This window comes from Cedecea sp. AS113 (assembly GCF_037152415.1).
GTDB lineage: Bacteria > Pseudomonadota > Gammaproteobacteria > Enterobacterales > Enterobacteriaceae > Cedecea.
The window spans coordinates 136247-149316 of the sequence record NZ_JBBCMI010000004.1 but is presented as its reverse complement, the minus strand read 5'-3'; the positions used below and the strand labels follow the sequence as shown (position 1 = coordinate 149316).

Annotated in this window: 13 protein-coding genes; 4 read left to right on the top strand and 9 right to left on the bottom strand. The window is 55.7% G+C overall.

Going from position 1 to position 13070, the window contains the following annotated elements:
- Positions 1-199: 199 nt before the first annotated feature.
- Together pth and ychF are read left to right on the top strand one after the other, a co-directional pair.
- The gene (gene pth / locus WFN87_RS06550) at positions 200-784 is read left to right on the top strand and encodes an aminoacyl-tRNA hydrolase (protein ID WP_008454164.1); all 585 of its coding nucleotides are present in this window, start codon (positions 200-202) and stop codon (positions 782-784) included.
- A gap of 139 nt (positions 785-923) precedes the next feature.
- Positions 924-2018: a redox-regulated ATPase YchF gene (ychF, locus tag WFN87_RS06545; RefSeq protein ID WP_008454161.1), complete on the top strand. Its 1095-nt coding sequence runs from the start codon at positions 924-926 to the stop codon at positions 2016-2018.
- Between the two features lie 63 nt (positions 2019-2081).
- Here the strand turns inward: ychF and WFN87_RS06540 are convergent, their stop codons facing one another.
- The 7 genes from WFN87_RS06540 to WFN87_RS06510 all read right to left on the bottom strand — a co-directional run bounded on the left by WFN87_RS06540 (position 2082) and on the right by WFN87_RS06510 (position 9950).
- Positions 2082-3518 (bottom strand): purine-cytosine permease family protein, encoded by a 1437-nt coding sequence (locus WFN87_RS06540; RefSeq protein ID WP_336982342.1) that lies wholly within the window; start codon positions 3516-3518, stop codon positions 2082-2084.
- A gap of 331 nt (positions 3519-3849) precedes the next feature.
- The gene (locus WFN87_RS06535; protein ID WP_008454157.1) at positions 3850-4251 is read right to left on the bottom strand and encodes a DUF6515 family protein; all 402 of its coding nucleotides are present in this window, start codon (positions 4249-4251) and stop codon (positions 3850-3852) included.
- Between the two features lie 205 nt (positions 4252-4456).
- Entirely contained in the window at positions 4457-5092 is a 636-nt protein-coding gene (locus WFN87_RS06530; RefSeq protein WP_008454155.1) for a carbonic anhydrase, read from the bottom strand.
- Positions 5093-5248: 156 nt separating this feature from the next.
- Entirely contained in the window at positions 5249-6127 is an 879-nt protein-coding gene (locus WFN87_RS06525) for a cycle-inhibiting factor (RefSeq protein WP_166873231.1), read from the bottom strand.
- 104 nt (positions 6128-6231) lie between these two features.
- Positions 6232-7695 (bottom strand): hypothetical protein, encoded by a 1464-nt coding sequence (locus tag WFN87_RS06520; protein ID WP_336982343.1) that lies wholly within the window; start codon positions 7693-7695, stop codon positions 6232-6234.
- An 87-nt stretch (positions 7696-7782) separates the two neighbouring features.
- On the bottom strand, positions 7783-8490 hold the full coding sequence (locus WFN87_RS06515; RefSeq protein WP_336818155.1) for an SDR family oxidoreductase: 708 nt from the start codon (positions 8488-8490) through the stop codon (positions 7783-7785).
- 92 nt (positions 8491-8582) lie between these two features.
- Positions 8583-9950, bottom strand: coding sequence for a formimidoylglutamate deiminase (locus WFN87_RS06510; protein ID WP_336982344.1), 1368 nt, complete (start codon positions 9948-9950; stop codon positions 8583-8585).
- 107 nt (positions 9951-10057) lie between these two features.
- Between WFN87_RS06510 and hutC the strand changes: the two genes are divergently transcribed.
- On the top strand, positions 10058-10819 hold the full coding sequence (hutC, locus tag WFN87_RS06505) for a histidine utilization repressor (protein WP_008454147.1): 762 nt from the start codon (positions 10058-10060) through the stop codon (positions 10817-10819).
- Positions 10816-11370 carry a HutD family protein gene (locus WFN87_RS06500; protein ID WP_166991959.1) on the top strand — a complete coding sequence of 185 codons (555 nt, stop codon included), beginning with the start codon at positions 10816-10818 and terminating at the stop codon, positions 11368-11370. Before hutC ends, WFN87_RS06500 begins: the two co-directional genes overlap by 4 nt.
- A 42-nt stretch (positions 11371-11412) precedes the next feature.
- On the opposite strand, the gene WFN87_RS06495 is transcribed toward WFN87_RS06500, so the two are convergent.
- Both WFN87_RS06495 and WFN87_RS06490 read right to left on the bottom strand, forming a co-directional pair.
- Complete coding sequence (locus WFN87_RS06495) at positions 11413-12174, bottom strand: enoyl-CoA hydratase-related protein (protein ID WP_336982345.1); 762 nt, start codon at positions 12172-12174, stop codon at positions 11413-11415.
- On the bottom strand, positions 12167-13060 hold the full coding sequence (locus WFN87_RS06490) for a 3-hydroxyacyl-CoA dehydrogenase family protein (RefSeq protein WP_336982346.1): 894 nt from the start codon (positions 13058-13060) through the stop codon (positions 12167-12169). The genes WFN87_RS06495 and WFN87_RS06490 overlap by 8 nt, the downstream gene beginning before the upstream one ends.
- Positions 13061-13070 lie beyond the last annotated feature (10 nt).

Below are 13070 nucleotides of genomic sequence, written 5' to 3'. Positions count from 1 at the left end.
AAAGAGCGTGTGCGTGAGCGATCACAATTACGAATGAAAGACCTACAAAAGTTTACAAATAAGCGTCTGAGTTACTTGAAATTCTAATGGTTCAGATCCTCAACTATTCAAGAATGTGTCGGCGGGGGGATTGCGCTTTGTCAACGTCGCCCTCGCGCAGTAAACTACGCGGCTGTGAACGGTTTTCAGGAATTTAAACGTGAGCATTAAATTAATTGTCGGCCTGGCCAACCCAGGCGCTGAATATGCAGCGACCCGCCATAATGCCGGGGCCTGGTATGTGGATTTACTGGCCGAGCGCCACAATCAGTCGCTGAAAGAAGAAGCGAAATTCTTTGGCTATACCGCCCGCATTAATCTGGGTGGAGAAGACGTTCGCCTGCTGGTTCCGACCACGTTTATGAACCTCAGCGGGAAAGCGGTTGCCGCCATGGCCACCTTCTTCCGCATCGCCCCGGACGAAATTCTGGTGGCGCACGATGAACTGGATCTCCCTCCGGGCGTGGCGAAATTCAAGCTGGGTGGCGGCCACGGCGGGCACAACGGCCTGAAGGACATTATCAGTAAACTCGGCAATAACCCGAACTTTCACCGGTTACGCGTGGGGATTGGCCATCCGGGCGATAAAAACAAAGTTGTCGGCTTTGTGCTCGGCAAACCGCCGGTCAGCGAACAGAAGCTTATCGACGACGCAGTAGACGAAGCGGCGCGCTGCACCGAAGTCTGGCTGAAAGAGGGTCTGACTAAGGCAACTAATCGTCTGCACGCCTTTAAAGCACAATAAACCGGCCTTCCCCGCACCGGGAAAGGATTTCCACGCCCGCTGGCGGCGGTTTCAGTGTATAATGCGCAAAGTTATCTACATTTTTTCAATGAAAACAATTAAATTCATTGATAATCAAGCAATTAAGGTGATTTAAACCATGGGATTCAAATGCGGTATCGTCGGCTTGCCGAACGTGGGCAAATCCACGCTGTTCAACGCCCTGACCAAAGCAGGTATCGAAGCGGCTAACTTCCCGTTCTGTACTATCGAGCCGAACACGGGTGTGGTGCCAATGCCGGACCCGCGTCTGGACAAGCTGGCCGAAATCGTTAAACCCCAGCGTATTCTGCCGACCACCATGGAATTCGTGGACATCGCAGGCCTGGTGAAAGGCGCGTCTAAAGGTGAAGGCCTGGGCAACCAGTTCCTGACCAACATCCGTGAAACCGAAGCTATCGGCCACGTGGTGCGCTGCTTTGAAAACGACAACATCATCCACGTAAACAATAAAGTGGATCCGGCTGACGACATTGAAGTTATCAATACCGAGCTGGCGCTGTCTGACCTGGACACCTGCGAGCGCGCTATTCACCGCGTGCAGAAGAAAGCCAAAGGCGGCGACAAAGACGCTAAAGCCGAGCTGGCGGCGCTGGAAAAATGCCTGCCACAGCTGGAAAACGCCGGTATGTTGCGCGCGCTGAAAAATCTGACCGAAGAAGATAAGGCGGCGATCAAATACCTGAGCTTCCTGACCCTGAAGCCAACCATGTACATCGCCAACGTTAACGAAGACGGTTTTGAAAACAACCCGTACCTCGATAAAGTCCGCGAAATTGCCGCTGGTGAAGGTTCCGTCGTGGTTGCCGTCTGCGCCGCGGTTGAATCCGACATCGCCGAGCTGGACGATGCCGACCGCGAAGAGTTCATGGCCGAGCTGGGTCTGGAAGAGCCGGGCCTGAACCGCGTGATCCGCGCTGGCTACGAGCTGCTGAGCCTGCAGACCTATTTCACCGCTGGCGTGAAAGAAGTGCGCGCGTGGACCATCCCTGTCGGCGCGACTGCTCCACAGGCGGCGGGTAAAATCCACACCGACTTCGAAAAAGGCTTCATCCGCGCGCAAACCATCGCCTATGAAGACTTTATCACCTACAAAGGCGAGCAAGGCGCAAAAGAAGCCGGCAAAATGCGCGCCGAAGGTAAAGACTACATCGTGAAAGACGGCGACGTGATGAACTTCCTGTTCAACGTCTAACCCCTTCCCTTCGGGTATAAAAAATCCACGCTCAGGCGTGGATTTTTTTTAAACACAGAAAAATCAGCGAGCAGCGCTATTCGGGTAAACCGTCACAGCTGGTAGAACACGTTTATCGAGGCGATGCAGGCCATAATAGAGAATCGCCGTACCAAACCAGCCAATGATCCACGACACATCGTTGCCGTCGAATAGCCACGTCAGCGAGCCGTGGAAAAGCGGGTTCTCAATAAACGGCAGCTGAATCAGCACCCCGACGATATAAACCCCTATGCCAAACAGGTTCCAGCGGCCATAGCGCTTATCGGCATCAAACAGCGCGGGAATATCTACGGCTCGGGACGAAATAAAGAAGTAATCGGTCAGGCTAATGGCGCTCCACGGCACAAAGAAGGCCAGCAAGAACAGCAGGAAATGAGTGAAGTGTTTCAGGAATGCGGGTTCACTCAGCAGCGCAATGATGCATGAAGCCGCCACCATCAGCACCACAAACAGAATGCGGTTCTTCTGGCTCAGGGTCACCTGCTTGCGGAACCCTGACACAATGGTGGTCAGCGACATAAAGCTGCCGTAGGCATTCAGCGTGGTAAAAGTAATTTTGCCGAAGCAGATAGCAAAATAAATCAGCATCGCCATGGTTTCGGTTTTGCCCAGCCCCACAATGTAGCCGACTTCGTGTCCGGAAAAAGCGCTCCCGGCAATCGCAGCGGTGATAACGCCCAGCGTCATTGAAGCCTGAGTCCCCAGCACGGTGCCGCTGAACACCGAGAAAAACACCTTCGGACCAGACACGTCTCGCGGCAGGTAGCGCGAGTAATCGGAAACATAGGGGCAAAAGGCAATTTGCCAGGAAGAGGACAGCGACACCGCCAGCAAAAACATCGGCATGGAGAAATGGTTATTTTGCACAATGCCCGCGAGATCGGTGTTGAACAGCAGCGACCCAAACAGCCAGGCAAAAGCCAGCACGCCAACAACACTGGCGACCTTGCCAAGCTTATGGATCACGCGATAGCCGAGCACAGCAATGACGATAATAATGGCGCTGAACAGGATCATCCCGCTGACATCGCTGATTGACAGCAAATGCGCCATTGCCTGCCCCGCCAGCACGGTGCCGCTGGCGGAAAAGCCGATATACATGATACACACCAGCACCAGCGGAATCACCGCCCCGTAAACGCCAAACTGCGCCCGGGAGATGATCATCTGCGGCAGGCCAAGGCGCGGCCCCTGTAAAGCATGGAAGGACATTATCGATGCCCCCAGAATCTGCCCCACAAACAGCCCCACCAGCGACCAAACGACGTCACCACCCAGCACAATGGCCAGCGCGCCGGTGACAATCGCGGTGATCTGCAAATTGCCGCCGAACCAAAGGGTGAACTGGCTAAACGCATGCCCGTGACGTTCCCCGTCAGGAATGTAATCAATAGATCGGCTCTCGCTTAGACGTGAGCTCTTTTTGGACTGTTCTTCTGTGGATGAAAAGGAAGACATAACGACCTCGCTGAACCTGATTAAACGCCGGAAAACCCATCGCACATCAAATGATCACTCATGTATATACAAGTAATGCGCGCAAACCACACCCTGCTGATAATGAATTTGCGAACTAAGTTGTAGATTTTATGTAACCAAATTGATGTGTAGATGTACCAATATGAAAAAGTGATGGTGAACAGGCGTGGAAGACCGGCCCAAGGGTTGACGGGAGGGCGAACGTTGAGAAAAGAGGGGAACTAAGGCGTCAGTTAATGCCAAAAGAAACCCACGCTGACGGTGGGTTTCCTACATTACCGCCTGCCATACAGGCTGAACAAAATGGGGATTACAGTCCGGCGGGGCGCGGCACTTCGAAATAGTTACCGTTAATATCCTTCTGGTAATAGCTGCCGTTACGCACGTAATAGCGTTTGCCGTTGTAATCCAGCACGCTGACGCCAGAATTGATGCTGGACGGCGTCTCCACGCGAATGTATTCCGCTCCCTGACGCTGGTAGTAAATTCCGTTGACCACGTAATAGGTCAGGCCGCCTACGATAATGGCCGTGGCAAGCCCAGGCAATACGGTTAAACGCGGTCCGCCATAGAAATAATGCGGCCCCGGATAATAGCGCGGGCCAGACCAGAATCCTGGACCATGACCAAACCAGGGGCCAGGACGCGCCTGCGCCAGGGACGGCACAACAATCAGCGCAGACATAGCCAACACATACAGATACTTTTTCATCTTAAACTCTCCTGACCTGCGGCTGAGCGCGAGCATTCGCCCGCTTTATGTCGATTATAATCCCGCCGTCTCAGGCTTTTCCGTATAGGGAAAGTAAATCCGTGAAATCTCCACAATCCTGCTTCTGGCGTCTTTATTTATCCATAGATGTAAAAAATCCACGCAAAGCGTGGATTTTTTTATCTGCAAGAGCGCTGACGTGAATTTATTCGAAACAAACGTCAGGGTTATCCGCCAGGGAAACAAAGGATTTGCTGTTTTTATCCAGCGTGCGAATTTCACCGCTTTCGATATCATAAACCCAGCCGTGCAGGCGCAGGCCGTTGTTACGCAGCCCTACCGCGACGGAAGGATGCGTTTTAATGTTGTTCAGCTGGGCGATAACGTTTTCTTCTACCATGGCGTTGACCTTATCGGTCTCGTTGTTCCAGGTTTTCTTTTCCACGACCGCTTTTGCCGCATCGGCATAGTGCAGCCAGTGCGCAACGGCCGGCATCGGATCCAGGCACTGGCAGGAGGCGATAGCTTTCATCGCACCGCAGTTAGAGTGCCCGCAAATCACAATATCGGTTACGCCAAGGGCAACAACCGCGTACTCGATGGTTGCCGAAACGCCGCCCGGCTCTGGACCGAAAGAAGGCACGATATTGCCTGCATTACGAATAACGAAGAGCTGCCCTGGTTCCTGCTGTGTTACCAGCTCCGGCACCAGTCGGCTGTCGGAACAGGAAATAAAAAGCGCTTTAGGATTTTGGCTGGACGCCAGGCTGCGAAAGAGCTCTTTGCGCTGCGGGAAAATCTCTTTCTGGAAGTTAAGAAAGCCTTCGATGATATGTTGCATAGCACGTTCTCTTGTTCTGTAGTGACCCCGACATGATAGAGATCACATTGAGTTAGTCCAGCCCCGACTCGCCAAAAGGCCGCTTTTTCTCTGGCGACAAAGCGGAATAAATCCACATTAAACGTGGATTTATTCCCTGCTACCGGCGGCAAATACTTAGCCGCATCGGGCTTTAATCGCCGAGACGTTTTTCTCCAGATTCGCCGGGTCGTATTCCGCCAGCTGAAAATTAAAACCTTGATTCCTTTGTAGATCCAGGCGCTCCGGGCGCAGCATATTCGGGTTACTGTCGACGTCGAACAGCTTAGCAATATGCCCCGGATCGATTCGCCCGTGCGCCATGTTCATAAAATGCGTATTGATATCGTTCAGCGAAACCGGCTGTGCAGCTTTCTTGCTCATCCAGTCGTCAAGACGCAGCGGGCGAGTCGCCCCTTCCCCTAAATCCGACTGATACAGAAACGCATCGCGCCTTGGTTTTGTGCTGGCCGGGAGATCAATCACGTAAGCATGGCCCATGCCTGCGTCATTCACGCGCAAAATAAAGTGTTTGTGGGCGGGTAAATTGGCAAGCTGTTGCTGAAGCTGGGGTAACGACATTGTTCGCCCGTGTTCAAAAGCGTAGCTGAAATGGTCGGTGTCGAGGAAAAGCTTCATCACGTTATTCGCCGTAACGCCGCAAACAGGCTCGTTAATGCGCTTGCTGCTGCCCAGCATCGCCTCAACTTCATGCTTAGGCATCCCCCACTCTCTGGCCGTATTTGAAATATTATCGTCTATCGCTTTCAGCAGCGCCGACGGGCTTTTATGGTGAATAGGTACCGAATTATCATCGCTGTTAAGCAACACGTTGGCCCTCAGGTTTTTGCCGCTTAGCTTCGCGAAATCCTGCACCAACCGTGTGGACGGGTTATTCACGTTGCGGGACGACGATGCCGTGGCTGACGTTCTGGCGGTGCGGCTTGACTGGCCGCTTTGCGCCTGCAGGCGAGGATCGGACTGTGTAGGACGGAAAGTATTAAGGATGTTTCTCATCGGAGGGTATTCCACTCGTTGGGCAATTGAGGCTGAGTGGTAACGCCGGCGAGCCGGTTCCCCGACAGAGGTAAAAAACCCACGCCGCAGCGTGGGTAGCAGGATTATTTCAGATTCAATGGATTGGTTGATTTCAGATTGACATTATCCGCCAGGAGATTGACCTTCTTCGTCTCTTCCTTATCAAACGGGGTGCGTTTCTCATCGGTCAAACGCGCCGCAACGTAAGTCTGAACATATTCGGCGTTATGGGTCGCGCGGCTGGTTTCCACGCTCGCCAGATTGCCCTTTTTGAACGCCAGCGTTGTTTGGGTCGACGTTTCTTCACTAATCACATGATAAGTATAATTTTGTGAGGATTTCAGTCCCGTGAGGTCCAATTTTCCGCCCGGGACCAGCGACTCATGATAGCTGGCCTTGAGGCCCGCCTTTGTGCTCTGAGCCAGCTTGCTCAGGTCACCCCGGGTATCGGTGCTGCCCTGAGTGGTCTGGCTAAAGTCATAGGAAAAACTGTCTTTTTCCTCGGACTTGTAAGGGTTTGAGGCGACGTCCGACTGTTTAAAGGACGCGGTAAAATCAGCCAGCCCGCTCAAGTAAGAGCGTGCTTTATCTTCTGCAGAAACAGTGATGCTTTGCTGTATCCCACTGGTTTTCGATTCGTTAGAGCCATAATCGCTGTTCAGCGCGTGGAAGGCGCTTTTAAACAGGGCAAGCTGGGCTTTGTTCGCATGGCCGCGGGATCCGGCTCCGTCGAGCTGTTTCTCATAGGCGGAAAGCGCCTGGGCCTGCTGACTTTTGCTGCCCAATGTCCCCGCGTTACTGAGGTCGGTCGTCAGGTTAAACGTGGCGTCGCCGTCTTTATAACTGAGCGTGCGCCGAGCGCTGTCGCTCTGGAAACTCAGAGACTGGATTGAGCTGCCGGCCTGGCTGACATCGGTGTTCAGCTCCACGGACTTGAACAGCCTGCTATCAACGTTGAGCAGTCCGCCAATTTTTATCGCCGGTGGCTGCTGCGACAGGCCATCAAGCACGTTCTGGAAGCCATCCGCCAGGCCCGAGATCGCCGCCACGTCATCGTCGGTCAGATCGCCGCCGCTGGTCTGAACTTGCGCGACCAGGCCTTCAGACTGGCGGGATAACGAAATGCTGACCTTTACGCCGCTCTTTGTCTCGATATTCAGCGCGACAGCGCTGTCTTTGTCCTGCACAACGTCGCCCTCTACGGCGGCGGCCGCAGGCGAGGCAACCGCCAGAGAGAAACCTTTCGGATTATCTTTCAGCGCCAGCAGAAGCTCTTTACCCAGCCCCTGGAACGAGACAGAACCCGGCTGCGAAAGGGTTGCCCCCATCAGCGCGGATAAACTGCTGTTGCCTGCGGGCGTATTCGCCCGAAGCTTTTGGGCACCGAACGAGTAAACGGCGCTGATGCTGTCGCTCGCTCCGCTGAGGGTGACGCGCGTTGAGGCCTGGATCGCCGGGGCGGGGACCACCGGAGCTTTAACCTTTGCCGCAATATTTGCCCCCATCGAGGGAACAGAAACGCCAATGCTGCCAATCGGACCTGTCATTTAATTCATCCCATATTGTTGGTCTGCAAAAAATATCGGCCCGGGCGGGGCTAACTTGAGTGCGAAAGCACCCACGGACAAACGTGCCTACCGCAGGGTATAGCCGCCATCGCAATAAATTGTACTGCCTGTAATGTTATGATTATCCAGTAAAAAAAGTGCCGTTGCGGCCTGTTCATCTACGTGTCCTGGGCGACCATTTAACGCCAGACTGTTCCAATATTGGTAGGTCGATTCACGCACTTCGGCCGGTCGGCTACGCCAAAGTTCGCTGTCGGTGGTGCCCGGCGACAGGCAGTTGACCCGCACCGGCTTCAGCTCCACCGCCAGGCCCCGGGCCAGTCCCTCAAGCGCCGCATTGCAGGCGGCATAGGCTGGCGCACCAATGGGGCGGGCAGAAGCGGCACCGGACATCAGCACCACGGCAGAGGAAGTATGCAGATTAGGAAGCGCCTCATAGACGGCCCAATACTGTGACCAGAATTTGGCCTGAAACAGCGCTTCGGACGTGGCGGCATCGCCATCGCGAAAATCGCCAGTTTGATAAGAGGCCGCCGGGGTAAACAACCCAGCCAGCGGCCCGGCATCCGAAAAGAATGCCCGGAGAGACAGGCGGTCGGTCACGTCCACCGTTTTACCTGCGGCATTTTGGCCAAGCTCAGCTAATGCCGCCTGCAGTTTTTCCCCCGATCGTCCGCCGATAAGGACGCTGTCTCCGCGAGACGTCAGCTTTCGGGCAAGCGCCAGCCCGATACCAGAGCTGCCGCCCAAAATAGCATAACGTGCATTGGCCATGATTTTCTCCTCGTGAACTTGCAGGCCAGCATTAAAACCTGAAAGCCCGGAGGCGGATAGCTCAATAGCGGATATGCATTTTCATCGGGTAACTAACGCGTTAGCTGCTTCAACACCTGCGCGAAGTCCGCTTTGATCTCTGCGTCTTTCTCATGCCGCCCTTCTCGTATCACCCATTTCCCGCCGGTCACAACGTCTTTGATTGGGTTAGAAGAGCAGGCAAAAATCCAGCGGTTCAACAGCTCGCTATCTTTCGCTGTCGCCAGGAACGGATCGTCCCCGTCCAGCACCAGCCAGTCGGCCCGCGCCCCTACGGCCAGCTCGCCAATGTTTTTCCCCAGCGCCATGCGCCCGCCGCGCAGCGCCCCCTGATAAAGCACGTTGCCAACATAGGGCTCCGCCTCAAGGTGAAGCAAATTACGGCGGCGGTTATTCAGCCGCTGGCCGTATTCAAACCAGCGTAAATCCTCGCTAACGCTGACGCTGATATGGCTGTCGGAGCCAATGCCCCAGTTGCCGCCCTGCTGCAAAAACGCCTGCCCGGGGAAAATGCCGTCCCCGAGATTCGCTTCGGTGGTCAAACACAACCCGGCAACTGCGCCGGAATCAGCCATAAGTCGCGTTTCGCTTTCGGTGATGTGGGTGGCGTGAATCAGGCACCAGCGATCATCGACGGGCATATTGTCATACAGCCACTCGACGGGACGCAGCCCGGACCAGGCGAGGCAGTCCGCCACCTCTTTCTGCTGCTCGGAAATATGAATATGCACCGGCTGAGGCTGCGGCTGGCTGGACAGCACCAGATGCATTTGTTCCGGCGTCACGGCGCGCAGCGAATGGAAGCACAACCCAGCGCGCTGCATCGGCTCCGGGGCAAGCGCTGTGGCAATGCTGTCATACAATTTCAGGTAGCTGTCGGTGTCGTTAATAAAGCGACGCTGCCCCGACGATGCGGGCTGCCCCCCGAAACCGGAATACGTATATAGCACCGGGAGCAGCGTCAGGCCAATGCCGACGTTTTTTGCAGCCTGAGCCACGCGCAGCGCCAGTTCCGCAGGCTGCGCGTAGGCTTTGCCGTCCACATCGTGATGCAGATAGTGAAACTCGGCCACCGAGGTATAGCCGGCTTTTAACATTTCGATATACAGATAGCTGGCGATGGTTTCCAGCTGTTCCGGGATGATTTTGCCCACCAGGCGATACATTAGATCGCGCCACGTCCAGAAGCTGTCTGCCGGGTCGCCAACGACTTCCGTCAGCCCCGCCATCGCCCGCTGAAAAGCGTGCGAATGCAGGTTCGGCATCCCCGGCACAACAACGCCGTCCAGGCGAATATCGCCTTCATCCGGCACGCTGTCAGCGACCACGGACTGAATGACGCCCTCGGGCGAAACGCCCACTCTGACATTTTCCGCCCAGCCCTGCGGCAGAAGCGCTTTTGCCGCGAAATATACCGCCATATCAGCACCCCGGTTCGATGTTAATCAATTGTATATACATGCATGTATATATACATCCAAATAGGGGTAGAGTAAACTTTAAAGGATACCCGGGCGAGGAATGATGAATGGCACAAAACGACGTTTTTAAAGCAGCGGCAGAGACCGACAATCTGGACCAGCCGGCCCCCTATTATGAAAGGGTCAAAATCATTATTAAGACCAATATTCATAGTGGATTATGGCCAGTAAACTACCGGGTTCCCTCCGAAAGTGAACTGGTGAATCAGTTTGGCTACAGCCGCATGACCATCAACCGCGCCCTGCGTGAACTGACCGCCGAAGGTCTGCTGGTACGTATGCAGGGCATCGGGACTTTCGTCGCCGAAGTGCGCGGGCAGTCCGCGCTGCTCGAAATCAATAATATTGCCGACGAAATTGCCAGCCGCGGCCACCGCCATCACGCCCGCGTGCTGGAGCTAACCCAGGTGTATGCCGACGCGCAGCAGGCCATGGCCTTCAATTTACCCAAGGGCAGCCGCCTGTTCCATTCGCTGATTTGCCACTACGAAAACGGCGTGCCGGTGATGCTGGAAGACCGCCTGGTGAACTCGCTGATCGTGCCGGATTACTTCCAGCAGGATTTCACCCGTATCACGCCCAACGCCTATCTCTCGTCCATCGCGCCCATCGTTGAAGGTGAGCATATTATTGAGGCGGTAAACGTGCCTCGCGAAGAGTGCGCGTATCTGGAAATCGACGAGCACACGCCTTGCCTGCAGGTCAATCGTCGCACCTGGACCGGCCGCCAGAACAAAAAAATCGTCACCAGCGTGCGCCTGGTTTACCCGGGTTCACGCTACCGCCTCGAAGGAAGCATGCACAAATGATCCAGCTTCTGCCCTACGAGCAGTGCCCGGAAATGCTCTGGAAAAACGGCCAGGGCGTGACGCGGGAAATTTATCGTTTCCCGGCGACGGATAACTACGCCTGGCGCATTTCGGTGGCGACCATCCGCCAGGACGGCCCCTTCTCTCTTTTTTCAGGCTATCTGCGCAATATCAGCGTGCTGGAAGGCGAAGGTATGTATCTCACCGTCGACGGCGAACAAAGCCCGCTGATTCCACCGTTCCAGGCCACGGATTTTAGCGGCGACAGCGAAGTCAGCTGTACGATTGTCGGCGGGCCGCTGCTGGACTTTAACGTCATCTATAAAGCAGAGAGCACGCGAGCCACGGTAAGCTGGCTGCGGGAAGGCACCTGGAAACACCAGCAGGGTACACAGCTGCTGTTTAATGCCGGTGACGATCTGGAGGTTGAGGTCAACGGTGAACGCCAGGTATTACAACACTACGACAGCCTGTTGATGAGCGCCCCGGCCACGGTCAGCGTGGTTTCTGCGGCCTCTTCCCTTTTCGCTCGCGTCACCCTTTCGGCATAAAAAAACCGGCAGACTGGCTGCCGGTTTCAGCGTTATCTCACTTCATCGCCCCTTAAACTCGGGCGATTGCTTATTTTTAAACGCCGCCAGCCCCGCCGCCCGGTCTTCGCTGTCGGCAATTAACGCAGAGAGCGATCGCTCGTAGGCCACGCCCGCACTCAGCGGCATTTCGTAGCTGGCCGCCACGGCTTTTTTGATCATCATCGCGGCAAGCGGCGCGGCTTTTGCCACCTGAGTCGCCAGCGCTAAAGCCTGCTCTTCCAGCGAGTCCGTCACGCGGCTGACAAGCCCGGCACGCAGCGCTTCCTGCGCGTCAATTCTTCTGCCGCTTAACAGCATGTCCATCGCCAGCGATTTGCCCACGGCACGCACCAGCCGCTGCGTCCCGCCCGCCCCGGGGATAATCCCGATGTGGCTTTCCGGCAGGCCAAAGACGGCGCTTGAATCGGCGATAATAATGTCGCACAGCAGCGCCAGCTCCAGGCCACCGCCGAGGGCGTAGCCAGACACGGCGGCAATCAGCGGCTTTTCAATGCTCGCCACCTGGTCCCACTTCTCGCTGAATCCGCTGCGCCATAATGTTGTCGCCGAAGCAGACGCCAGCGTGCCGGTATCCGCCCCGGCAGAAAACGCTTTGGGAGAGCCAAGCAAAACGATCGCCCTGACGTCCGGTCGCCCGTCCAGCTCGGTTAAGACGCCGAGCAGCTCATCAAGCATTTCAGCCGTGAGCGCATTGTATTTCTGTGGCCGATTGAGCGTCACCACCGCAACCGCGCCATCAACGTGAGAAAGGATATCACTCATACTTCTCTCCCCCGGTTAGCTGCCTGACGATTTCATCCCGGTGGCGCATTCCGGCTGCGGCGGTCTCTGCGGTCCACGCATAGAAGCCCTCCCCGCTTTTCGCGCCGAGCTTACCGTCGGCCACTTTGGCTTTCAGCCACGCCGGGAGTTCAGCGCTGTTATCCAATTCGGGCAGTAAAATACCGGCCACTTTCTCTACCGTATCCAGCCCGGCAAAATCCATTAGCTTCATCGGCCCCATCGCCGCCCAGCGGGGCGCCAGCGTGCGCTGCACCGCGCGGTCAACATCCTCTACGGAGCCGATTCCGGCATCCACCAGGTAAAGCGCCTCGCGCAGCATCGCGTACTGCAGCCGGTTGATAATAAAACCCGGAATATCCTGGTTGACGACGATAGTCTCTTTCCCCAGGTGCTGGCAGATGTCCCGCACGCGCTGGCAGATGTCATCCCCGGTCGGTGCCCCGCGCACAATCTCGATCATCGGCATGGTATCCGCCGGGTTAAACCAGTGCATACCGATCAGCCGCTGCGGCTGGCTCAAGGCCGAGGCCAGCAGCGTAATAGACACGCTTGAAGTGTTCGTCGTGATAACGCAATGCTCACTCACCAGGCGCTCGACATCCCTCAGCACGCGCTGCTTGAGCGCCACGTCTTCGGCAACGTTCTCGGACACCAGGTCGGCGTCGCTCAGGCAAGTCTCAAAGGAGATGGTGAACTCTACGGCTTCACCAGCGCCGAGCGATGCCACAATAGTCCGCGCTTTATCGAGCGTCGGCTCAGAGCGCGACCACAGGCTAACGCGGTAGCCCGCTCGCGCCATCACCACGGCGATGCGCGCGCCCATCGTTCCGGCCCCGACCACCGCCACTTTATTTATTTGCACCATTTTCGTTCTC

Bases quoted from the DNA above. Each gene is read 5' to 3' on its own strand.
- ychF (WP_008454161.1), top strand. From the start codon at position 924: ATGGGATTCAAATGCGGTATCGTCGGCTTGCCGAACGTGGGCAAATCC.
- WFN87_RS06540 (WP_336982342.1), bottom strand. From the start codon at position 3,518: ATGTCTTCCTTTTCATCCACAGAAGAACAGTCCAAAAAGAGCTCACGT.
- WFN87_RS06535 (WP_008454157.1), bottom strand. From the start codon at position 4,251: ATGAAAAAGTATCTGTATGTGTTGGCTATGTCTGCGCTGATTGTTGTG.
- WFN87_RS06530 (WP_008454155.1), bottom strand. From the start codon at position 5,092: ATGCAACATATCATCGAAGGCTTTCTTAACTTCCAGAAAGAGATTTTC.
- WFN87_RS06525 (WP_166873231.1), bottom strand. From the start codon at position 6,127: ATGAGAAACATCCTTAATACTTTCCGTCCTACACAGTCCGATCCTCGC.
- WFN87_RS06520 (WP_336982343.1), bottom strand. From the start codon at position 7,695: ATGACAGGTCCGATTGGCAGCATTGGCGTTTCTGTTCCCTCGATGGGG.
- WFN87_RS06515 (WP_336818155.1), bottom strand. From the start codon at position 8,490: ATGGCCAATGCACGTTATGCTATTTTGGGCGGCAGCTCTGGTATCGGG.
- WFN87_RS06510 (WP_336982344.1), bottom strand. From the start codon at position 9,950: ATGGCGGTATATTTCGCGGCAAAAGCGCTTCTGCCGCAGGGCTGGGCG.
- hutC (WP_008454147.1), top strand. From the start codon at position 10,058: ATGGCACAAAACGACGTTTTTAAAGCAGCGGCAGAGACCGACAATCTG.
- WFN87_RS06500 (WP_166991959.1), top strand. From the start codon at position 10,816: ATGATCCAGCTTCTGCCCTACGAGCAGTGCCCGGAAATGCTCTGGAAA.
- WFN87_RS06495 (WP_336982345.1), bottom strand. From the start codon at position 12,174: ATGAGTGATATCCTTTCTCACGTTGATGGCGCGGTTGCGGTGGTGACG.
- WFN87_RS06490 (WP_336982346.1), bottom strand. From the start codon at position 13,060: ATGGTGCAAATAAATAAAGTGGCGGTGGTCGGGGCCGGAACGATGGGC.